We start from the raw sequence: 22,040 nt of genomic DNA, 5'->3' as shown, positions 1-22,040 counted from the left end.
GTTTTTTTCATTTATTTCTTAGGTGTAAATCTTAGTGCGTTCTCGTCTTCAATCGTAACCTTGCTCTCGTCGAGCTTTGATGCGTCGAGGTTGAAGGTGTCAATAAAGAATTTATATACAGCGTTGCGCTTGTTGTCGCCGAAGTCGTGGCGCTCTTTCGGCAGGTGTATGTTGCTCACCTTGTCTGTAGCACCATAGAATCCGTATATGCGCTGCAGGTAAGGATATTCCAGTTCGGGCGTCGTTGATGTCCAGTCGCCGCCATCGCTCACCAGCATCATCGGCTTCGGGGCAAACATTGCAGCCAGTTCGGCGTTGCATGTGCCTCCTCCTGCCAGCTGTATCGGCATTCCGCTCTCACACGGACATCCGCCGTCGAACCACGACGATACGCTCACCACAGGGTTGGCAGCCGTAAATCTGTCGTCGAGCACCGTCAGCAACACGGTCTGAGTGCCGCCGCCTGAGCCTCCGTTCACGCCTATGCGCTTGGTGTCTACGTCCTTGCGCTGTATCATCCAGTCTAGTATCCTTATACCGTTGAGTGCCTGCATCACGTGAGCCTCAGGTGTCTGGTGTGCCTTGCTACCAACTTCGTCGGCAGATTCGCCCCATCCCCACAGGTCATAGTCAACGCATATCGCGCCCATGCGTGCCAGCGTGCCCAGTCTCAGCTGCTGCACCTTGCCGTAGCGTCCGTTGCTGAAGTGTCCGTTGGGGCATATTATCAGCGGATGCTTTCCCTTGCTCGTCGGGGCATAGATAGAGCCGCACACAGTGTGGCCGTTCGCTGTCTTCAGTCTGAAGTTCTGCACGGTATATCCGTCAAACTTCCTTATCTTCGAGTATTCGGGTTTCTCCTTAGAGCAGATCGGCAGCAGCTTGTCTATGCCGAGGCGCTCTCTCACTTCCTTGCGCAGCGTGTCGCGTCGTGCCTCCCATTCTGTTTTATTGCTGTAAAGCGATGTCAGCCAGCTTATCATCTTCTGTCCGTCTTCGGGCTGTCTGCGCGGATATTCGTAAGGCTTTATCTTATACAACTTGTCGTTCTGCTTAACAGCCTTGAAGTCGAAGGGCGACAATATGTTGTTGAGAGTCTCTTCGAGAGAATAGGGACGCACGCGGAAGTCGGCATACGCCAGTTTCAGTCCTGTTGTGTCAACGTTGTATTTCAGTCTTATTCCGAATCTTGCCGACACGTCGTTGAGCACGTCGCTCAGCGGTCTTGTAAATTTGTTTTCAAAAGTTTGAGCTCCGGCACTCATGCTCAGTAGCATAAGTGCCGGAATTATAACACGTTTCATTTCTTGTTTATTTTATAAGTCAGTTTACCCAGACCGTCCCTCTTGGCGGCCAGTTTGCCGTTAACGAAGAGCATGAGGCCCTTGCCCTGGTGATAGCGCTGTCCGTCCTTGTCGTAGACGATGGCTATGTTGTTGCCGCGATAGCTTATGTTGTCCAGGCAGAAGTAGTTCCATGTGCCTTCCGGTATGAGCGGATTGACAACTATGCTGCCGTCGGCCTGCGGTCTTAGTCCTGCTATACCGGTTATCACAAGGTCGGCAAATGTAGAGTGGTTGTAGTATCTGCTGCGCTCGCGGTCGCCCATCAGCCATGCTCCGTTCTTCTCGTCGAGATATTCGCCGATATACGGGCGTCCTCTGTGGTGCTGGCTCTCAACATACAGCTTCATCTGTTTGAAGAATGTAGAGTCGCCAACAACAGGCTCGGGATATGTGTTTATGTAGTTTGCCATGGCTGTAAGCGTCTGGCTTGTTGCGAAAGGCCATACGGCGCCGTCCCATTCGCAGCGTCCCACTCCGTGCGAGCGGAATTCGGGATGTCTTCTCTCAGCCGTTGTAAGTCCGTAGGGAGCTGAGAATCCTTCTTCGTCCTCCACCTGTTTCCATGCTTCGTCATATTTCTTTGCGTCAGGCAGGTTGAAATACCATGGAATAAATCCTATGGCCTCGCGCACGGCAGCCAGAGTGTCGCCTCTCATAGTTTCGAAGAACGACTGCTTCTCGCTCCAGAGGTTTGTCTGTATCAGGTTCTTTATCGTGTCGGCCTCCATTGTGTATTCCTTTGCCTTCTTTGTGTCGCCTGCCAGCTTGTTCAGTTCTGCCAGAGCCATTGCGTTGCCGTACATGTAGCTGTTTATTGTCGGACGTGCATACTGCTTGCGTCTTCCGCCGCTGATGCTCTCTTCCATTCCGTCCTGCACGTCGCCCTGCCAGTAGAGTCCGCTCTTCAGTCGGTTGGTGCTCTTCCAGCGTGCGTATTCTTCTTCGAGCGACGGCTTCAGCGCCATTACGAACGATGTGTCACCAAGCACCTTGTAAGCCTCATATATGGCAGCAGGGTTCCATGAGCTGAACTTGTTCATCTTCTGCATTGCCTTGCCGTTGTTGCCGCGATACCATGTGTTCAGTATCTGGTGCAGATATGTCGAGTCGCGCAGCCAGCGTGTCTCCATCACGTGATGTCCTATTGCGCAGGCAATGAGGTTGTATTTGTCGGCATAAGAGCGCTGAACGAGGAATTCGGTCATGCCCAGTCCTACAGGAGTGCGCTTGATGTGCTTGCGCAGCGACCACCAGCGGAAGTAGTAGATCTCTTCCATGTCCTTGTCGGGACATTCAAACAGAGGTATGTTCTTGCTCATCCATTCAGACGACTTGCTGTTAGGTATGTCCGTAACGATGTTCTCGTCCTCCATGTTGTTGAAGTATTCGGCATAGTGTGCAAAGTCGTCATACTTCAGCACTGTTGATGCTGAGTCGGCGTCTGCCGATGCAGTCTTTACGTTTGCAATAGAGAATGATGCCAGCTTGTCCTGCTCGTCGGCACGCGGCATGTCAACATACTGGTCGGCAGGAGTCTCAATGCTCGGCTCAGTGAACAGGTCGCCTGTGCGGAACACTATTCGTGTTATGGCGTCAACGGGTGTGTCGAACATACGTGCCGTTGCCTTCTTGCCGTTCACGAAGTATGTTCCCACGTGTCCGTCTACCGACAGCTTGGCTGTGATATGATATGTCTGTCCGGCGTCATAGTGCTTCAGCATGCCGCCATAGCGCGCTCCGCCCTTTACCTTCATTGTTGCTGCAGAGTCAAGCACGATGCGGGCGCACATGTTGCCCTTGTCGTCAAGGAACTCTATGTTGAGCTGTCCGTGGTCGTTCTGTGCGGGCTTAACGTCGAAGTCTACAGTAAGCTCCTTCGTAGCCGGTATCAGTTTCTCCACCTTGGCGTAGTCATACGGATCCTTGTCGCTCAGCGTCAGCCATTCGCCGTTGAGCGTTACGGGTGCCCACAGCGGCGAGTAGATGTTCCATTCTTTCATGTCCTGCAGTTTGGCATACTTGCTGAAGCTGCCTCCTGCATGTTCTGTAGCCTTTATCTTTACAGGCACGGGTATGCACGACACCCACATGTCTTCCTTATTGTTGCTGTAAGTAACCCACAGGTTCTTGTCCGGCGGTGTTCCGTTGCCTTCCAGTATGCCTCGTGTATACTGCGGTCCGTAGCTCTTGTAGTTGCCCCAGTGGCGTTCGGGCGTAACCTCGCCGTTCACCAGGTTGAGCGTAGTGTATTCCAGTCCGTCGTTGCTCAGCGATATAGCCAGCGGCCAGCGATATTCAGCCGGGTTATATACAGTGGCATAAGTGCCGTCAGAAAGGCGCTGTCCCCATATCTTCGCGTTAGAGTTCACAAAGCCGTGAGCCCTCTTTGCCGGTTCTCTCCATGTGTTTCCGCCGTCGCTGCTTATGCTTGTCAGCGCATGCTTCCACAATCCCACCTTGCGTCCGTCGGGCAGAGTGTATCCGCTGAACGCCTTGTAAGGAGTCTTCAGCGGCAGTATGTCGTCGTTTCTGTCTGCCTCTTCAACCCACTGCATTCTGTACATCGGGTTAGCCAGAATCTCGTCGCAGGCCTTAACAAACTCCTTGTCCTTTGCTTTCTTGTAGTAAGGATAGTCGGTGTTCTTTTCGTTAAATCCGTGGTTATAATATATAAAGTATATAGGACCGAATGTGCCGTCGGCCTTTATCTCTCTTACCACGCGGCCTATTCCGTTGCCGTCGTTGGGGTCGTCTTTCGGAGTGAGCGCCACGCCGTAGTTGCCCATTGCAATGAGGCGGTTGCTCTTAGACACATAGAAGCCCACGCGCTGGTGCATGATGGCCTTCAGGTCTTTTGCCACAACGCCCGGCCATGTCGGTTTTGTGTATCCGTCGGGCACGTTGTATTCAGGGAACAGCTCAACGGGCTTAGTCCATTTGTATCCGTCTACAGAAGTCTGCAGCATGGTCTTTCCGGGCGGCTCATGCTCGCTTCTCGGGTCGGTCAGGTAGTGCATGTAGAATTTGCCTTTCCAGTATGCCATCATGGGCTGATGGTTATAGAGCCATCCCTGTTCGCCTCTCATGGTCTGAATGCTGTGAACTCCCACCACGGGCGACAGTCCGCCGTCATGTCGTGCAGGCGTTGCCACGGTCGTTCCGGTGTAGTGAACGGCGTCGCGGTTCTCCTTTATCAGGTTCTTCACAATCTCCTCGTCGGCCATGAACACCGTTCCGTGCTTGTGTCCTACAGGGAACTTTACGGCACCTGTCTGGTCCTGGAAGTTCTTGAAGTCCTTTGTCCTTGCCGCTCCGTATATGCCGTGGCGGTAAGAGTCGTAGTAGATGTAATACCATCCGTTGACCATTGCCGTTGACGGACCTTCGCAGAAGCTCTCTGTGAACGGCTCCGACGCCTTGCTCCATGGGCCGTAGGGCGACTTGGCAAAAGCCACCTTGATGTTGCGCTGGTCTCTCGAGTTGTCTTTCAGCACCATCACGTAGTCGTCCTTGCCTCTCTTTACGAGAGTGGCGTCAATGCTGCTGAAGTCAGGGTCGATAAGCACCTTGGCCTTGCTGAACTTCTTGAAGTCCTTTGTCGTAACGTAGTACAGACGGTGATTGTTGTAGTGGTCTTCCTTATAGTCGGGAAACTTGCCCGGTATGCATGATGCCCATATAATCATGTACTGCTTCTTCACGTCGTCGTAGAACAGTTCCGGTGCCCATACGTTCACCGTTGTAGGGTCTGTCATGACGTTTATCAGTCTTGGCTTGCTCCAGTGGATAAGATCTTTTGATGATGCATAACCAAAACCCTTGTCGCCTTTCCAGCTCGATGTCCATACCAGATGGAACGTGCCGTCGGGTCCTTTCACTATCGAAGGGTCGCGCATCACCTTCTGTTCTCCTACCGCCGGGCGCAGGAATGTGCCCTGTATGGTGTCCCATCTCAGTCCGTCATAGCTGTAGATAAAGCGCAGGCCTTCGTTGGCCGGCTCATGGAATGATGTGGAAACGTAAATGTCTTTCGCGTAAGAAAGATTTGGTGCCGTCGTTGTCAACATAACGATGGCAGACAAAAAAAGTTTTCTCATTTCAGTTTTTCTTGTTTATGTTATGACGCTCAGATTTTAGGTTTGTAATCATATTAATTAATGTAACTTTAAATTTTTTATTGTAACAATGCGTGCTTTTCTTCTCCTCTGTAGCCAGTTTTCATCTTCTCTGCTCCTTATTGTACCATGCCGTCAGTGCCCCTATGTGCCTGACAGACTTAAAAATCGGTCATTCTGACGGCTTTTTCACGGCAGAAATGTTTTTGTTATACTTTTTTAAAGCAATTGAACCTCTTATGCATCATCAATGTAAACATATTTTGGTAATTTTGTACAAAAATTTACAAGCCGCCGGATTTGCGCCGCCCGCAGCCGCAGTTTTGCAGTATGGCGTGTGCGTGTTTTGCCTATGCAGCGGCACGTCGCAGGGTGTTGTCTGCCGATGACGGGTGCGGCATAACAGAGAGCGAACGTATAAAAACAAAAACATAAAGCCTATGAAGTTGAGAATATGTTTATTCCTTATGGCCACCATGATGCTTCTGAGCAATGGTCAGGCCAGTGTGAACGTGTTTACCGTAAAGGGCCGCGTTACCGACAAGGCGGGCAGGGGCATCAGCGGAGTGGTGGTCAACAACGGCATGGCCTTCACCCGTACAGACGCCAATGGCTACTGGACGCTGCGCACCGACACGTTTGTCAGCAAGTTTATAAGCATCTCCACGCCGGCCGCCTACAAGCTGCCTTCCAAGAACGGCATAGCCTCCGGCTTCTACGTGCCCGTCAGGACGGCCGTAAGCTCTAAGAGCTGCAACTTTGTGCTCGAAAAGCGCACCAAGCCTGCCGACAGGTTCAGCTACATAGCCATATCCGACCCGCAGATGCTTGATGCTGCCGACATGAAGAGATGGAACACCGAACTGGTGCCCGACATGCGTGCCGTGGTCGACTCGCTGAGCAAGACGCGTGAGGTGGTGGGCATCACCGTGGGCGACATCGTATTCGACAATCTGCCGCTGCTGCGCAGCTATGCCGCGTCGTTCAAGAACATGAAGATAACCATGTTTCAGTGTATCGGCAACCACGACTTCGACAAGCGCTACAAGGGACTCAACAACGCGCGCCTTGGTGCAGGAGCCTACGGCGAGATGGCCTATGCGGCTGTGTTCGGACCTACCGACTATTCGTTCAACATAGGCAAGGCCCACGTCGTTACGCTGAAGAACATCAACTATAAGGGCAACAAGGCGTATGTTGAGACGCTCACGGAGAATCAGCTGCGCTGGCTCGCCAACGACCTGAAGTTTGTGCCCAAGGGCTCGCTCGTCATCCTCAACATGCACGCCGCCGCATGGAACAAGGACGACCCTGCCCAGAACATGCGCGGGGCTGCCTCGCTGCAGAAGTTGCTCGAGGGCTACAAGGTGCATGTGTTCTGCGGCCACACCCATTACTTTCAGAACGTGGTGGTCAACAGCAACCTCTATCAGCACAACATAGGAGCTGCCAGCGGAGCATGGTGGAACGGATGGCTCAACCGCTGCGGAGCGCCTAACGGATATATGGTGGTAGATGTCAACGGAAGCAGCGTCGAGTGGCAGTATAAGGCCACGGGCTTCCCCTTCTCGCGCCAGATGACGCTCTACGACAAGGGCGACTTCGGCACGCAGCCCGGATATGTCGTTGCCAATATCTGGGACTACGACCCTGCTTGCAAGGTTGAGTGGTATCAGGACGGCAAGCTGATGGGCACCATGCAGCGCTTCACGGGCGTCGACTTTGAGTTTGGCTCGCGCACGCTTGCTGCCGGACGCCCCGCCAACACGTCGCACCTGTTCAGATGCAAGCCCGTGGGCAACTATAAGGAGATAAAGGTGGTTATGACCAACCGCTTCGGCCGCACCGTCTCTGACGTCATCAGACCTCGCGTCTCTGTCATAGCTCATCGTGGAGGTGCAGGACTTTATCCCGAGAACACCATCGAGGCAATGCTCAATGCAGTGAAGCTCGGCGTAACCGACCTTGAGATGGACCTGCACGTAACCAAGGACGGGGTAGTGGTGGTTTCGCACGATCCCTATGTCAAAGGCTACGGACAGAAGTATCCCATCTATTCGCTCACATGGAAACAGCTTTCGGCAAAGGTCATAGGCAACGTAAAAGACCCTGCCTTCCCCGACAGCAAGCGCCTCTACACCCATGTGCCTATGGTGACGGCGCTCATCGATTCTGTTGAAACATACTGCCGTCAGCACCGCCTTGCGCCTGTAAGATACACTATAGAAATCAAGTCTGACGCCGCTCTCGACGGCAAACTTACGCCCGAATACAAGACCTTTGCTGACCAGTGTGTAAAGGCTCTCAGCACCCGCAACCTCGGTTCGCGCCTGCTCGTGCAGAGCTTCGACGTGCGCACGCTGAAGTATCTCCATGCCAAGTATCCGCAGATGCGCCTGCTCTACCTGATAGACAATACGTCGGGCGGCTATGATGCTGCCATGACCAAGCTCGGCTTCGTGCCTTATGCCGTCGGTCCCGACTATCCCATGGTCAATGCAGCCTTCGTAGCAAAGGCAAAGTCTGCCGGAATGCGCGTCATTCCTTACACCGTGGACACCAAGGCCGATGCGCAGAAGATGGTTAAGGCGGGTGTGAATGCCATCATAACCAACTATCCCGACAGGATGTTCGGATGGATAGGCAAGTAGACAGCGGCTCTGCCGTCATGTGGCTTGCACCAAGGCTTAATGCCGTGAACATATATTTTTTTTGCATAATATAAGCAAAGCGTTGCTGAATTTTCTTCTTGTGATGACAGGGCCGGGCTTTCAGCCCCCGGCCCTTTTTCGTGTCTTTGCGCCCGGTTAGCGCCTTGTGTATGCGGGTCAGGCTGTCGGGGGCTGTTATCTGGTGATTTGTGTGATGTTAAAATGTAAGTAAATGGCGCGTTGTTCTTTTATAATGACATATTGTGTATGTGCGCTTTTGTTGCCGTATTAGTCTTCTGATAAGTCTGCTTTGTGTCTTTTGCTGCCTGTTTTCATGCGTTTTGAGTGCCGGTTTATGGCCGTCGGTCTGCAAAAGGTATGCTTTTGCCGTTTTATTACTATACATTTCGCTTTGCGTTATGCCGTCTTTCGCCTTCTGATTTGCGGTCTTTCGGCTTCTCGTTTGTGCCCTTTTGCACGGCGTTGTCATTCCTCTTGTTGCACATACAGGCATTATGTCTCAATATCTTTCTGACGTACTGCATTTTATTTTTGCACACAATTTTGCGCAAAAAATGGCACTGTCTCACCTAAATCTTATTCTGTCGCCGTTTAATGCCATTTTGCTAAATCAATATGTAAGATAAATTATGGTTATGCTTTCTTTGTGTCTTTTCTGTGATCTTTGTGTTGTTTTGTCTGCGTATTCGTTGAAATAATGACAATAAATTATCTATTATTGTTGCATATTAATAATAAATTATTATCTTTGCTGCCGTATTTTATGATTAATGAGAGAGAATATGAGCAAATTGATAAGGCCTGTAGACTATAAGCCGCTGCTGAACGTCAGGCAGACGGAGCAGGGCATAAAAATGATAAAAGACTTTTTTCAGCAGAATCTTTCAACGGAGCTTCGTCTCCGCCGTGTAACAGCGCCGCTGTTTGTGCTTAAAGGTCTTGGCATAAACGATGACCTCAACGGCACGGAACGCCCCGTGACGTTTCCCATTAAGGATCTTGGCGACGCTCAGGCAGAGGTGGTCCACTCGCTTGCCAAGTGGAAACGGCTCACCTTGGCAGAGTATGCCGTTGAGCCGGGCTATGGCATCTACACCGACATGAACGCCATCAGGGCCGACGAGGAGCTGGACAATCTTCATTCGCTCTATGTCGACCAGTGGGACTGGGAGATGGTTATGACGCGCGCCGAGCGCAATCTCGACTTCCTTAAAAGCGTTGTCCGCCGCATCTATGCCGCCATCCTCCGCACCGAGTATCTTGTGTGCGAGCATTATTCGGCACTTAAGCCGTTTCTGCCTTCCGACATCCATTTCGTCCACAGCGAAGACCTGCTGCAGATGTATCCCGACAAGAGCGTGAAAGAACGTGAAGACCTGATATGCAAGAAGTATGGCGCCGTGTTCATCATTGGCATCGGCGGCAACCTGTCTGACGGCAAGCCGCACGATGGTCGTGCTCCCGACTATGACGACTGGACCACGCCCAACAGCGACGGCCGCAACGGTCTCAACGGTGACATCCTTATCTGGTATCCCACGCTCGCCCGTGCCGTCGAACTGTCGTCAATGGGCATACGTGTTGACAAAGAAGCACTGCTGCACCAGCTGAAGCAGACTGGTCAGGAACATCGTTCGAGTCTGTATTTCCACAAAAAGCTCCTTGCCGGTGAACTTCCGTTGAGCATCGGCGGCGGAATAGGGCAGAGCCGCCTGTGCATGGTGCTGCTCCACAAAGCCCATTTAGGCGAGATACAGGCCAGCATATGGCCCGAAGAGATGAGAAAAGAGTGTGAAGAATTAGGAATGGGGATTATATAATTTTAAGTGAAGAACGAAGAGCAGGCGCAAAGCGCAAGCAGGCTTGAACAATTAAAAATTAAGAATTAAAAGTGAAAATATGAATGCAAAGCTAGCATAAGACTTGGGAGTTAAAGTAGTTATAGTAGTTATCGCTCACTAAGGTGAGCTAGGAGCATATTTAAGTGAAGAGTGAAGAACGAAGAGTGAAAAATCCATGTGCAAAAGTAATGCTTGCGTCAATAATCAACAAGACTAATGTGCCGGCTGATTTGCAATCTGCCGGAATAAAGTATAAGGATCTTTGATCCGCTTAAAATACCGCTTGTTTAAGTGAAAAGCAGATGCAAAAGTGCAACTAAAAGTGAAAAATCAAAATGTCTAAGCTGGTTTAATACAGCATGACAATATAAAATAGGAAGTAATCGGATCGCAGATCCTGATATTCCATTCCGGCGGAGCGCAGATCCGCCGGCACAATAGCCAACGTAGTGGTTGCGAGAAAAATGAAGTTGGACGCAAGTCAATTCGTATGTCTTTCTATGACAACAATCAACAAGGCATATGACTCTAACTCCTAGCCAACTCCGTTGGCGATAACTACTATAACTCCTTTAACTCCTAAACCAACTACTATAACTCCTTTAACTCCTAAACCAACTCCTTTAACTCCTGACAAGAACGTAATTATGAATTCCTAGCTTACTTCCAGTCCGAGTATTTCGCTTAGTCGTTCGAAGGCCTTGTTTGTATTTTTCAGTTCGTCAAAGCGTTCGCGGTTTGTCGGTATGCGCTTTATCTCTTCAGGCTTTGCCAGTCTTAGCGTCAGTGTTATGTCGCTGTTTCTCAGTGCCTTTATCAGCGTGTTGCGTATTCTGCCCTTAATCTTGTTTATCTCTTCTAGCAGAATCTCGTTGTCAACCACCACCTCGATGTTCGGAAACTCCTTTATTGTCGGCATCATGTTCTTCATGCGCGCCGCTATTCCCGTCATCTGCTGCGGCATACGGTTGCACATACCTACCCATTGCGTCAGCATCTCGTCCTCTGTGAACGTGTTGTGCTCACCGTTGTCCACCACCTCTACGTCCTGCTCCGCCACTATCTGCGGTTCTTCGCCCTGACGTCTCAGGTTGGCAAACGTCTTGCCGATGCTGCCCAGTTTCAGTTTTCGCAGATTCGTCGTCATAGCCGGCTGTGCGGCCTTTGCTCCGTCGCCTTTGCTCATGCTGTTGTCGGTGCTGCTGCCTTCGCTTGCAGACACGACGCTCTCTGCCGCCTTCTCGGCATTGTGCTTGGCAATGGCCGTATGGCGGTTAACGCTGGGCTCGGCCGCAGCCACCTGCATAGCCGCCTTTGGCCTTTCGCCCATAAGTCTTTTAAACAGGGATTTCAGTCTCTTAGGGCAACGCCCCGAGGCGGCCCCTTCGTCGTCAGGCTGAGTTATCTGCGCTATCTCTATCAGCGTCAGCTCCACCAGCAGTCTCTTGTTGCTGCTCTGGCGGTAGTTTATGTCGCAGTCGTTGATAATACGCAGCGCCTTATACAGGAACGCCGAACTGCATTTGGCAGCCTGCGCCTTGTATTTCTCCGTCTGCGATGCACTCGCCTGCAGCAGCGGCAGCGTCTGTTCGTCCTTTGCCATCATCACGTTGCGCACGTGCACCGCCAGTCCGTTTATCAGGTGTCCGCCGTCGAAGCCCTTGTTTATTATGTTGTTCAGCAGCACCATCACGTCTGCCGCCTTGTTCTCCAGGCACAGGTCGATGATGTTAAAGTAGTTGTCGGCGTCGAGCACGTTCAGGTCCTCAATCACCTTTTTATATGTGATGTTGCCCTGACAGAAACTTGCAGCCTGGTCGAACACCGACAGCGCGTCTCTCATTCCGCCGTCGGCCTTCTCCGCTATCACGTTCAGCGCCTCTTCCTCATAAGTTATGCCTTCCTTGTCGGCCACCATCTTCAGGTGGTTGATGATGTTGGGCACCGTCATGCGCTCAAAGTCATAAATCTGACAGCGTGATATGATGGTAGGCAGAATCTTGTGCTTCTCTGTCGTCGCCAGGATGAATATCACGTGTGCAGGCGGTTCCTCAAGAGTCTTCAGAAAGGCGTTGAATGCCGCTGTCGACAGCATGTGCACCTCGTCGATGATAAACACCTTATACTTACCCACCTGCGGCGGTATTCTTGTCTGTTCCATCAGAGCCTTGATGTTCTCCACCGAGTTGTTGCTGGCAGCGTCGAGCTCAAAGATGTTATACGAGCGCTGTTCGTTGAACGCCTTGCAGCTTTCGCATTCGTTGCAGGCCTCACCTTCAGCAGTAGGGTTCTGGCAGTTGATGGCCTTGGCAAAGATACGTGCGCATGTAGTCTTGCCCACGCCCCTGGGTCCGCAGAACAGGTAGGCATGAGCCAGCTTTCCGCTCTTCACCGCGTTTTTCAGCGTAGTGGTAAGAGCCGCCTGTCCCACAACCGAGTCGAAGGTCATAGGTCTGTATTTGCGCGCAGAAACAATATATTCTTTCATAATACAAAAAAATCAAAGCGAAGATAACGTCCTCATTGCGTGTGCGTAATCTTCAAGCCATGCTTGAATGTTATGCTGAGATGCCGCATGTTTTATGCAAAGATATCGCAAATCGAATGCAGAATCATTAAGCCACGCTTGAATGTTATGCAGAGATGCAGTATATCTTATGCAAAGATACTTCAAATCGTACGAAAAACAAAATCTTATCAAATGTTTTGATTTATGTCTGACGTTTTTGTGGTTCTTGTTAGAAATTAAATAAGCACAACGTTTGGTATTATTACAGCGGATCTGCGCTCCATGAGCTTTGATGGTTATCATCGGTAGTTAGAGTAGTTAAAGAAGTTATCGCCAACGGAGTTGGCTAGGAGTTAAAGTCATATGCAAACGTAGTACGTGTTTAAGTGAAGAATGAAAAGTGAAGAGTGAAAAATCCAAATGCATTGTCGTCTTTTTTCGCAAGCACTACGTTTGCTATTGTGCCGGCGGATCTGTGCTCCGCCGGAATGAAATATCAGGATCTGCGATCCGATTACTTCCTATTTTGCGTTATCATGTTGTTTTAAACCTGCTTAGACATTTAGATTTTTAACTTTTAACTTTTAATTTTTAATTTTCGCCAGAACTGTCCGATTACTTCCTATTTTGTATTGTCATGCTGTATTAAACCAGCTTAGACATTTTGATTTTTCACTTTTAGTTACGCTTTTGTGTCAGCTTTTCACCTAAACAAGCGGTATTTTAAGCGGATCAGGAGATCCTTATATTTAATTCCGGCGGAGCGCAGATCCGCCGGAACATTAGTCTTGTTGGTTATTATCAATTGCAATGCATTGGCAATAGCCACAGGACATTTAGATTTTTAACTTTTAATTTTTAATTTTCGCCAGAACTGTCCGATTACTTCCTATTTTGTATTGTCATGCTGTATTAAACCAGCTTAGACATTTAGATTTTTCACTTTTAGTTACGCTTTTGCATTTGCTCTTTACTTAAACAATCGGTATTTTAAGCGGATTAAATAAATCCTTATATTCAATTCCGGCGGAGCGCAGATCCGCCGGCACAATAGCTTTGTCGTTTATTATCAATTCTATTACAAAGAAAAGAATCAACAAGGCATATGACTTTAACTCCTAGCCAACTCCGTTGGCGATAACTCCTTTAACTTCTTTAACTCCCAATGACAATAGCGCGGATCCGCCGGCACAATAGCCTTGTCGTTTATTATCAATTCTATTACAAAGAAAAGAATCAACAAGGCATATGACTTTAACTACTAGCCAACTCCGTTGGCGATAACTCCTTTAACTTCTTTAACTCCCAATGACAATACCCAACAAGGCATTTGGATTCTTCACTCTTCACTCTTCGTTCTTCACTTAGAAAATGCTTCTTTAACTACTAATTACAATACCATTATTGTCTGGGACTTTCAGCACCTTTGTTTTCTCACGATGCAAATGAACCATTATGCACCAAGGTGGTTGGCTGCTGGATGCTTATGTCTGTAAATTCTTTTATGTCAGATGCTTACGTGCATGCGTTGTTGTCTGTTTTTTCGTTTTGTTTGTTCCGCCTACAGTACGGCTTCAAAAAAAATGCCGCTTTTGTTTACTTATTTATATAAAAAATATTACTTTTGCACCGGTGTTTCACATATTATATAATAACGTGGGGCATCATAAAAGAGCAAACATAAACCGGACTTTCATGGACGGAAATGTAAATTCGAACGACAATCTTGCGACGGCTAATAATGACGCTGGCGACGCCGTAGGCGTATCTCAACCTTTCAGATGGTACGTTGCGATAGTCAGCAATAACACCGAAAAAGTGTGTGCCGAAAAGATAGCTGCATTGGGCTACGACACATACGTTCCTACACAAAAAGAGCTGCGCCGCTGGAAGAACGGGCGCCGTAAAATCATCGACCGTATTGTTATTCCTGCAGCCGTCTTTGTGCGCTGCACCGAGGCCGACCGCCGCCATCATGTTGTCAACCTTCCTTTCGTAAAGCGCTTCATGGTCAACCGCGCCGCTGCCACCAACCAATACGGCTGGCATCCCGTAGCCATCGTGCCCGACCGTGAAATAGAGAAGCTCCGCTTTATCCTTTACAACTCCGACGCCGCCATCACTATCGAGCCCCTGCCGCTGCGTCTTGGCGACAAGGTGCGTGTCGTGCGCGGCAAACTCCTTGGACTAGAAGGCAACATCGTAAGATGCGAAAGCCACGACTCAGCCGCTGCCGCCAACTTCGACATCGTAGTGCAGCTCGACATCCTCGGCTGTGCCCGCATGAACATATCGCCAACGGATCTGGAGAAAATAGGGAAATGATTTATAATTAGCTACGCCGAACAGCGTTCTTGTCTGGAGTTAAAGAAGTTAAAGTAGTTATCGCTCACTAAGGTGAGCTAGGAGCATATTTAAGTGAAGAACGAAGAGTGAAGAGTGAAAAATCCAAATGCTAACGTAGTGCTTGCGACAATAATCAACAAGACTAATGTTCCGGCGGATCTGCGCTCCGCCGGAATCGAATATAAGGATCTCCTGATCCGCTCAAACTACCGCTGCTTTACGAAAGTAAGGAAGGAAAAGCAGATGCAAAAGCGCAATCAGGCCTTGCGCAATTAAAAATTAAGGAAGTTAGTCTTGCAGTTGACGTGAAGCAATAAAGGCACATGGCTTTAACTAATGTTCCGGCGGAAGTAATCGGATCTCAGATCCTGATATTCCATTCCGGCGGAGCGCAGATCCGCCGGAACATAAGCAACGTAGTGCTTGCGAAGAAAGACAACAATGCATTTGGATTTTCATTCTTCACTTAAACACGTACTACGTTTGCATATGACTTTAACTCCTAGCCAACTCCGTTGGCGATAACTTCTTTAACTACTTTAACTCCATACAAAAACGTAGCTCGGTCCAACCCAATTATGGCTCCACTTTAAAGCACGGGCATGCTTTGCGTGGGTTTAGGTCATGATGCCCAACGATAAGGGCTTTAGGAAACAGACGGTGCATTCTCTCTACTAAAGATTTCAAGGCTTTGCGCTGGGCTTCAGTCCTGGTGTCGGCCGGCTTGCCGTTGGCGTCAAGTCCGCCTTCGTAGCAGATGCCGATAGAGTGGGAGTTATGGCCTTCGCAGTGCGCCCCGACCTTTTCTATGGGTCGTCCGTCGTGCACGGTGCCGTCGCGTGTGATATAGAAGTGATATCCGATATCCCGGAAGTGTCTGTGCATTATATGGTCTCGCCGGCACTCCTCAAAGCTCAGGCTCCTCCCTTCGGGAGTCGCCGAGCAGTGAATGATGATAAGAGTAATTGTTCTCATCGGTCATGTAAGTTTACATACAACTCTGTAAGCCGAAAGCTGCAGCCACGGCCGACAACACACTGATTACAGTCTGAATAATAATCTTAAAGATAGTTTTCTTCTGGTCGTTCATATTTATTATAAATTTAATATTAAGTTAAAGAAAAAGAGCCCCTCCAAACCTCCCCCGTGGGGAGGCTTCTAAGTGGCTTCTTTTCGTCACTCTGCGTAGGGCTGTTTTCAATCCGCTTAAACTATCGCAGTATTACGAAAGTGAAAACTTAAGAATGAAAATCCATATGTCTTGTGGGTTCAATTCAACCATGAGTTAAAGTTAGAGTCAACGGCAAACATAATGCTTGCGAAAAGGACCTACAATACAATTGGATTGACTAACGTCAAACTCTGTTTTTTCACTTTTCACTTAAATTCCTCCTCCTTCGCCGGTGTCAGTTACCGAGTATTTCGTGAGCTGTTTCACCACGGCGTCCTGTTTCAGGGTAGAGGTCGAGAGGTTACCGGTAGCACGTGCGCGGAGTTTCAGACCGCTGACATATTCAGCCACGTTGAAGGCGGCAACAGAGGCGGCACCCTTGCTCCTTATACCAACGGAGAATATCGCCAGGTCGTCCAGCTTAACGTTCTTGCCGTCGAGCAGCAGTTCCTTGATACATGCAATCATGTCTTTCAGCACACCGTGTATAACTCCGGGCGAGTAGGGAGTGTTGTGAGTAGACATGTGTTTGGCAAGCATCTCCGTGTCGTAAGTCTCGTCGCACACGGCGCGGGCGTACCATAGGTTATACCCCGTGTTGCCTTCCATCTTGTTCTGATACAATTTGTAACGAATCATAGTTTTTAAAGTTTTAAAGATTAATAATACGATTATAATTCACAATTCACAATTCATAATTCATAATTAGTTGGCGTCTGTGCTCCTCTTGTCAGGAGTTAAAGTAGTTATAGTAGTTATCGCCAACGGAGTTGGCTAGTAGTTAGAGTCAAATGCCTTGTTGATTCTTGTCGCAACCACTACGTTTGCTAATGTGCCGGCGGATCTGTGCTCCGCCGGAAAGGAGTATCAGGATTTTCAATCCGCTTACTTCCTATTTCACAAATTAGCTGCGCCGAACTCCGTTTCTTGTCAGGAGTTAAAGTAGTTATCTCCAACGGAGCTGGTTAGTAGTTAGAGTCAAATGCCTTGTTGATTCTTGTCGCAACCACTACGTTTGCTATTGTGCCGGCGGATCTGCGCTCCGCCGGAAAGGAGTATCAGGATTTTCAATCCGCTTACTTCCTGTTTCACCAATTAGCTTATGCTGAACTTCTTTTAGCTTACGCTGAACTACGTTTCATAATTATCAATTTACTGAACTTTCTTTTGCAAAGATACAAAGCAGCAAAAGTCAGAAATGAGATAATGTGTAAAATGGTGAGTTACAGTGACTTAAAGTTACATAAACCTTTGCTTATCTCGCAATTTTTTCGTATCTTAGCTACATAATAACAGTCCCCGTTGCCGCAGGCATCTCACGCCTTTCTACGGAGCGACGGAGTCTTTAAGTCAAAGCAGATATGGAATATTTCAAGATACGCACATACGGCCGCATGGAGCTTGCCCAGGCTTACTGCCCCGACATGAATCCCCGTGCCGCCTATCATAAGCTCTCGTTATGGATAGACCGCTATCCTAACCTTCGTGAACAACTCGCAGCCATAGGCGCATCGCCTAAGTCGCGCACCTATACGCCCGCACAGGTAAAACTGATCGTAGAGGCATTAGGGGAACCGTAGTGCGCAAGCAGGCTTGCGCAATTAAAAATTAAGAATTAAAAATTCAATTGCTTTGTTGGGTATTGTAATTAGTAGTTAAAGTAGTTAGAGGAGTTATCGCCAACGGAGTTGGCTAGTAGCATATTTAAGTGAAGAGTGAAGAACGAAGAGTGAAAAATCCATGTGCAAAAGTAATGCTTGCGTCAATAATCAACAAGACTAATGTGCCGGCGGATCTGCGCTCCGCCGGAATTAAATATAAGGATCTCCTGATCCGCTTAAAATACCGCTGTTTTACGAAAGTAAGGAACGGAGGCTATTGCCAATGCATTGCAATTGATAATAACCAACAAGACTAATGTGCCGGCTGATTTGCAATCTGCCGGAATAGAATATAAGAACCGAAGGTCAGCGTAGCTAATTTTTGATCCGCTTAAAATACCGCTGTTTTTACGAAAGTAAGGAACGAAAAGTAGGCGCAAAAGTGCAACTAAAAGTGAAAAATCTAAATGTCTAAGCGAGTTTAATACAACATGACAATACAAAATAGGAAGTAATCGGACAGTTCTGGCGAAAATTAAAAATTAAAAGTTAAAAATCTAAATGTCTAAGCGAGTTTAAAACAGCATGATAATGACAGAATTGGAAGTAATCGGATCACAAATTAGCTACGCTGACCTTCGGTTCTTATACTTTATTCCGGCGGAGCGCAGATCCGCCGGCACATTAGCAACGTTGTGCTTGTGAAAAAAGACAACAATGCATTTGGATTTTTCACTCTTCACTCTTCGTTCTTCACTTAAATATGCTCCTAGCCAACGCTGTTGGCGATAACTTCTTTAACTTCTCTAACTACCGAGAAACAAAAGCCTCCCCACGGGGGAGGTTTGGAGGGGCTCTTATTTTTCCCTCTCTACCACCATATACATCCGTCCCCGACTGGTTGTTTTCTGTTTAAAGCCAAGTTTTTTCATGGCAACGCCCACTTTGATGGTCGAGAGGGCACGTTTGATGAAGATGTTGATATGCTCAATGATATTCGTGGCGTTCACCAGCTTATACGGCTCGTTCTCCAGCGGCAGCCTGTAGTAGGTCACTATCAGTTCCTCTTCAACGTTAGGCACCTCGAACGACTTTATGTGGCGCGCCATGGTGTTAATCTCCGACCCGTTAAACCAGTAAGCCATGCCGCTGCGCCATAGTGCCAGCGCCTGACTGTATATGCCCTGGTAGTCATACCTCACGGTGCGCGGGTCGTCGATATAGTCAGCCTCAAAGGGCAGCCAGCGGCGGTTGCCCGTCTGATCCGTCAGAAACTGCATGTTGTTGCCCGTGCCGCAGAACGAGGCTATGTGCGCTCTGTTCTCCTTATACCTGCTGTAAGCCGCCCTCTCGTTTATCGTCTTCGTCGTTACGAGAGCCTTCAGCTGGTTCAGTTCCGGCGTGCGCATCGAGTCGATCTCTTCAAGACAAATGATAGCATATTCCGCCAGCGACAGCCTGTCGTCCTTCGTCATCGTGTCGCTGTTGGTCTTAGTATAAAAATACGGCCGCAGCTCTTCCGGCAGCAGATAGTTGAAAAACGTGGTCTTGTATATGCCCTGACGGCCTATCAGCACCATTATCACGTTGTTCACCACCTCCTTGTCGAGCAGCGACGCCACCATGGCCACGAGCCATTTTCTGAAACACATGTCAAACAGGCCCTGCGGGTCTTCGGTGTCATCCCATAAGTCGCCCTTCCTGACGTGCACCATAGCCGTCAGCGTGCCAATATGGTCAGTGGTGCCGTCCCATTCGGGCAGATTGTCAAAATACTCTTTAAACGGGTTCCATTCAGCCACAAATTCAGACCCCAGCACACTGTGCACATCGCAGCTCTTGGCTTTTATGCCGCTTTTGCACATCCTTGACCACAGTGTGTTCTCGTCGCGGTCAGTAAGCTCTCTGAAGCGTCCGGATCTGTCGCCGTTGTCGTTGAAGTTAGTCTCTATCTTTCTCGTGATGATGTTGAATCTGAATTTTGCCTGACTGCCCAGAAAACTCTCAATATCGTCCACCGACGCATAGTCTGCCTTCGGCCTGCCGCTTTTAGCGTCAGCCTTGCGCCTGCGCTTGCCGTCGGTCTGGTCATGGCGTTTTAAGGCATTGATAGACAGCGAGCCAAACTCGTCAGTGTGTGAGTAGCACGACCTGAATATACTTCTCACGTCCTTTTCGTCATAGTCGCTGAAGTTGCTTACCGCCCATTGTGTAGCCTCGTTCTCGTCTATGCCGAGCATGTTGAGATAATATCCTGTGCGCGACACATATCTGTTGTATGAGCCTTTAATATACCTTACTCCGTCGGCATCGAGTCTTTGCTCTATGGCATCTATGGCGTTGCCCAACACGGGTCGCCGTCCCTGGGCCTTTCTGTTTTCCTTTTTCGTGCCGTCCTTGCTGCGGCTTATCACAAAAGGCACACAGTCAGGCTTCATGACTGCTTTTTCGTCATGACATAACACCGACAGCCGCCCAAGGTTCTTACACTGTCCGTCGGCTTCACATCCCAGCAGACGCGCAAAATAGGCATTACCCTCGGCAAAGGCCCTGTCATACATCTCTGCCATGCCTCTGGCGTCGCCGTTGGCCGGCCATGCTTCACCGTTTGAAGGCTCATAGCGAAACAGCACTCTTACACCATTGCCCGATATAGTCCTGTAAGTCATCATCGTGTGAATGTCGTCCGCGACAGCAGCCATGGCTTTCTCGACATCGTCCACATGGTCAAAGTCGCACATACCCACGCCTGTCAGGCTTACAAAGTTTTCCGGCTTTCTGCCGCCGTTGCACACCACGGCAGGCGTAAATGCCGGCATGCGCTTTTTCAGCTTTTGTGCATCATCGTCCAGTTTGCAGCTTAAGTAATATCTGTATTTTGCAGTATCTCCGGCAAGAGTGTTTCCGGTAATGATGTTTATTATCTCCTGCCACTCAATGCTCCGGCAGTCTTGGCTGTACATGTTTTTGAAGATAGTAGATTGCATATTATTCTTTTAGATTTAGTTTTTTTGCCACGCAGACTGTCTGCGATGGCCACAAATATATAACAACATTTTGTAGCATTAACAAAATTGTCCCCACGGGGACAAAAAGTTTTTAAAACTACAGTACGAGAGCGCAAAAGCGCAACTAAAGAGCCCCGCCAAACCTCCCCCGTGTGGAGGCTTATATTTCGATTTTTCTAAGTGAAGAACGAAAAGCAGGCTTGAGCAATTAAGAATTAAGAAAGTTTGTCCTGATGCTGAGGCCTTGCCTTCAACAATATACAAACCACAATATTGCAAGAATGATAAATCTGGCGTAATGACGTGTCAGCAGTACAGAAAAACAAATACATCATATAACATTAAACCGACTAACTCTTAATATCAATCATCGACATCGGTTAATTCATTCTTACTGACTATTTTCTGCTGACCCGTTGCGGCTGACGCCATCGTAGATGTTTAATGCCCTCCACAGCCGGGAGGGCACAAATAAAACAAAAAGAAAAAATATGTTTGACACACTGTCCAGGCAGTTTAAGGAACTACTTAAATTTCCCTTTATCCACAAAATACGTAATGGCAGCAAGCACTATGCCGGCCGCTATCTCGACGGAAAGGCCTATTATTACTACGACGAGCGTGCCGACGGCCGCGTTTACGAAGGCAGCTTCTATTATCTGGGCAAATATTACTACCACCCTCACGGCAAGACGACAGACTATGTCAGCGGCACCTATCTGCACAGCAGCAAACATGGCCGCTGGAAGTTCCATCATAAGCGCCACGGTTCCAACAAGCTGCTCTACGTCGACTATTTCGAGGGCCGTCACAATGGCATCTATAAGTATAAGTCATCCGGCAAGAACGGCAGAAATGCCGTTGACAATCTTCTCTTTGTGGAAATGAGCGACGGTCATCCTTGTGGTGCCATAAACGGTCATTTCTCCGGCGAGATTTTCACCGGCCGCTGTGATGCCGAAGGTCGTCCCGACGGCACATGGACCATGGATCTTTCGCATACACCTGAGTGCCGCACCGACTATGAAGTATGGGATCATGGCCATCTCACTGAGTCATACACTATCGACCTCACCACCGGCACCAAAAAGTCTAACGACAACAGCATACTGGCCTTCCTCAGAAGTTTCGTCTATTACGAGTGTCTCCCCATGGAACGCCTCATCACCAAAGGCTCCATCGCCTGGCGCGGCAACTTCAAGACGGAAGAGGAAATAAAGTGAATGGCAGTTCGGGCGAAAATGAGAAGAAAACAAAGAATTAGGAGTTAAAGAAGCATTATTAAGTGAAGAGCAGGCTTGAGCAATTAAAAATTAAGAAAGTTAGTCCAGATGCTGACAAGAAGCAATAAAGGCATATGGCTAAACAAAAGCCTCCCCACGGGGGAGGTTTGGTGGGGCTTTTTAACTCACGCAGTGACAGGGTTACCAC

General features: G+C 48.8%; 12 protein-coding genes and 1 pseudogene. 5 read left to right on the top strand and 8 right to left on the bottom strand.

The window, feature by feature from the left end; translation table 11 throughout:
• Positions 1-11: 11 nt before the first annotated feature.
• The 3 genes and pseudogenes from EJL04_RS07800 to EJL04_RS16590 all read right to left on the bottom strand — a co-directional run.
• A complete protein-coding gene (locus EJL04_RS07800; protein WP_125104599.1) occupies positions 12-1,304 on the bottom strand; it encodes an alpha/beta hydrolase family protein in 1,293 nt (430 codons plus the stop codon).
• Positions 1,301-4,552, bottom strand: a complete 3,252-nt coding sequence (locus tag EJL04_RS07795) for an MGH1-like glycoside hydrolase domain-containing protein (protein WP_241210006.1) — start codon at positions 4,550-4,552, stop codon at positions 1,301-1,303. The genes EJL04_RS07800 and EJL04_RS07795 overlap by 4 nt, the downstream gene beginning before the upstream one ends.
• Positions 4,526-5,413 (bottom strand): annotated as a pseudogene (locus EJL04_RS16590) (glycoside hydrolase family 43 protein); the annotation flags it as partial. The pseudogene EJL04_RS16590 and the gene EJL04_RS07795, both read right to left, overlap by 27 nt.
• A gap of 488 nt (positions 5,414-5,901) precedes the next feature.
• On the opposite strand from EJL04_RS16590, the gene EJL04_RS07790 reads away from it, so the two are divergent.
• Together EJL04_RS07790 and asnA are read left to right on the top strand one after the other, a co-directional pair.
• Complete coding sequence (locus EJL04_RS07790; protein WP_125104598.1) at positions 5,902-8,112, top strand: glycerophosphodiester phosphodiesterase family protein; 2,211 nt, start codon at positions 5,902-5,904, stop codon at positions 8,110-8,112.
• Positions 8,113-8,915: 803 nt separating this feature from the next.
• Positions 8,916-9,953, top strand: a complete 1,038-nt coding sequence (gene asnA, locus EJL04_RS07785) for an aspartate--ammonia ligase (protein WP_125104597.1) — start codon at positions 8,916-8,918, stop codon at positions 9,951-9,953.
• A gap of 676 nt (positions 9,954-10,629) precedes the next feature.
• Here the strand turns inward: asnA and EJL04_RS07780 are convergent.
• Positions 10,630-12,462 (bottom strand): DNA polymerase III subunit gamma/tau, encoded by a 1,833-nt coding sequence (locus tag EJL04_RS07780; protein ID WP_125104596.1) that lies wholly within the window; start codon positions 12,460-12,462, stop codon positions 10,630-10,632.
• 1,716 nt (positions 12,463-14,178) lie between these two features.
• Between EJL04_RS07780 and EJL04_RS07775 the strand changes: the two genes are divergently transcribed.
• The gene (locus EJL04_RS07775) at positions 14,179-14,808 is read left to right on the top strand and encodes a UpxY family transcription antiterminator (RefSeq protein WP_164511736.1); all 630 of its coding nucleotides are present in this window, start codon (positions 14,179-14,181) and stop codon (positions 14,806-14,808) included.
• A 597-nt stretch (positions 14,809-15,405) separates the two neighbouring features.
• Here the strand turns inward: EJL04_RS07775 and EJL04_RS07770 are convergent.
• From EJL04_RS07770 to EJL04_RS07765, 3 genes are all read right to left on the bottom strand, one after another.
• Complete coding sequence (locus tag EJL04_RS07770) at positions 15,406-15,804, bottom strand: N-acetylmuramoyl-L-alanine amidase (RefSeq protein ID WP_021853814.1); 399 nt, start codon at positions 15,802-15,804, stop codon at positions 15,406-15,408.
• A gap of 13 nt (positions 15,805-15,817) precedes the next feature.
• Positions 15,818-15,919, bottom strand: coding sequence for a smalltalk protein (locus EJL04_RS16810; protein WP_021853815.1), 102 nt, complete (start codon positions 15,917-15,919; stop codon positions 15,818-15,820).
• 291 nt (positions 15,920-16,210) lie between these two features.
• Positions 16,211-16,639: an HU family DNA-binding protein gene (locus tag EJL04_RS07765; RefSeq protein ID WP_021853816.1), complete on the bottom strand. Its 429-nt coding sequence runs from the start codon at positions 16,637-16,639 to the stop codon at positions 16,211-16,213.
• Positions 16,640-17,361: 722 nt separating this feature from the next.
• Here EJL04_RS07765 and EJL04_RS07760 point away from each other — a divergent pair.
• Positions 17,362-17,580 (top strand): DUF4248 domain-containing protein, encoded by a 219-nt coding sequence (locus EJL04_RS07760; protein ID WP_125104594.1) that lies wholly within the window; start codon positions 17,362-17,364, stop codon positions 17,578-17,580.
• Between the two features lie 878 nt (positions 17,581-18,458).
• Here the strand turns inward: EJL04_RS07760 and EJL04_RS07755 are convergent.
• Positions 18,459-20,564, bottom strand: coding sequence for a VapE domain-containing protein (locus EJL04_RS07755; RefSeq protein ID WP_164511735.1), 2,106 nt, complete (start codon positions 20,562-20,564; stop codon positions 18,459-18,461).
• 536 nt (positions 20,565-21,100) lie between these two features.
• On the opposite strand from EJL04_RS07755, the gene EJL04_RS07750 reads away from it, so the two are divergent.
• Positions 21,101-21,832, top strand: a complete 732-nt coding sequence (locus EJL04_RS07750) for a hypothetical protein (RefSeq protein ID WP_125104592.1) — start codon at positions 21,101-21,103, stop codon at positions 21,830-21,832.
• The last annotated feature ends 208 nt before the right edge of the window (positions 21,833-22,040 follow it).

It is taken from the genome of Prevotella marseillensis, from assembly GCF_900625065.1.
Lineage (GTDB): Bacteria > Bacteroidota > Bacteroidia > Bacteroidales > Bacteroidaceae > Prevotella > Prevotella rara.
Note: the sequence above shows the minus strand (reverse complement) of the source record. Positions and strands in the feature narration are given on the sequence as shown.

What these genes read in the sequence shown, in the direction of transcription:
- EJL04_RS07800 (WP_125104599.1), bottom strand. Translation starts at nt 1,304, where the DNA reads ATGAAACGTGTTATAATTCCGGCACTTATGCTACTGAGCATGAGTGCC.
- EJL04_RS07790 (WP_125104598.1), top strand. Translation starts at nt 5,902, where the DNA reads ATGAAGTTGAGAATATGTTTATTCCTTATGGCCACCATGATGCTTCTG.
- asnA (WP_125104597.1), top strand. Translation starts at nt 8,916, where the DNA reads ATGAGCAAATTGATAAGGCCTGTAGACTATAAGCCGCTGCTGAACGTC.
- EJL04_RS07780 (WP_125104596.1), bottom strand. Translation starts at nt 12,462, where the DNA reads ATGAAAGAATATATTGTTTCTGCGCGCAAATACAGACCTATGACCTTC.
- EJL04_RS07775 (WP_164511736.1), top strand. Translation starts at nt 14,179, where the DNA reads ATGGACGGAAATGTAAATTCGAACGACAATCTTGCGACGGCTAATAAT.
- EJL04_RS07770 (WP_021853814.1), bottom strand. Translation starts at nt 15,804, where the DNA reads ATGAGAACAATTACTCTTATCATCATTCACTGCTCGGCGACTCCCGAA.
- EJL04_RS16810 (WP_021853815.1), bottom strand. Translation starts at nt 15,919, where the DNA reads ATGAACGACCAGAAGAAAACTATCTTTAAGATTATTATTCAGACTGTA.
- EJL04_RS07765 (WP_021853816.1), bottom strand. Translation starts at nt 16,639, where the DNA reads ATGATTCGTTACAAATTGTATCAGAACAAGATGGAAGGCAACACGGGG.
- EJL04_RS07760 (WP_125104594.1), top strand. Translation starts at nt 17,362, where the DNA reads ATGGAATATTTCAAGATACGCACATACGGCCGCATGGAGCTTGCCCAG.
- EJL04_RS07755 (WP_164511735.1), bottom strand. Translation starts at nt 20,564, where the DNA reads ATGTACAGCCAAGACTGCCGGAGCATTGAGTGGCAGGAGATAATAAAC.
- EJL04_RS07750 (WP_125104592.1), top strand. Translation starts at nt 21,101, where the DNA reads ATGTTTGACACACTGTCCAGGCAGTTTAAGGAACTACTTAAATTTCCC.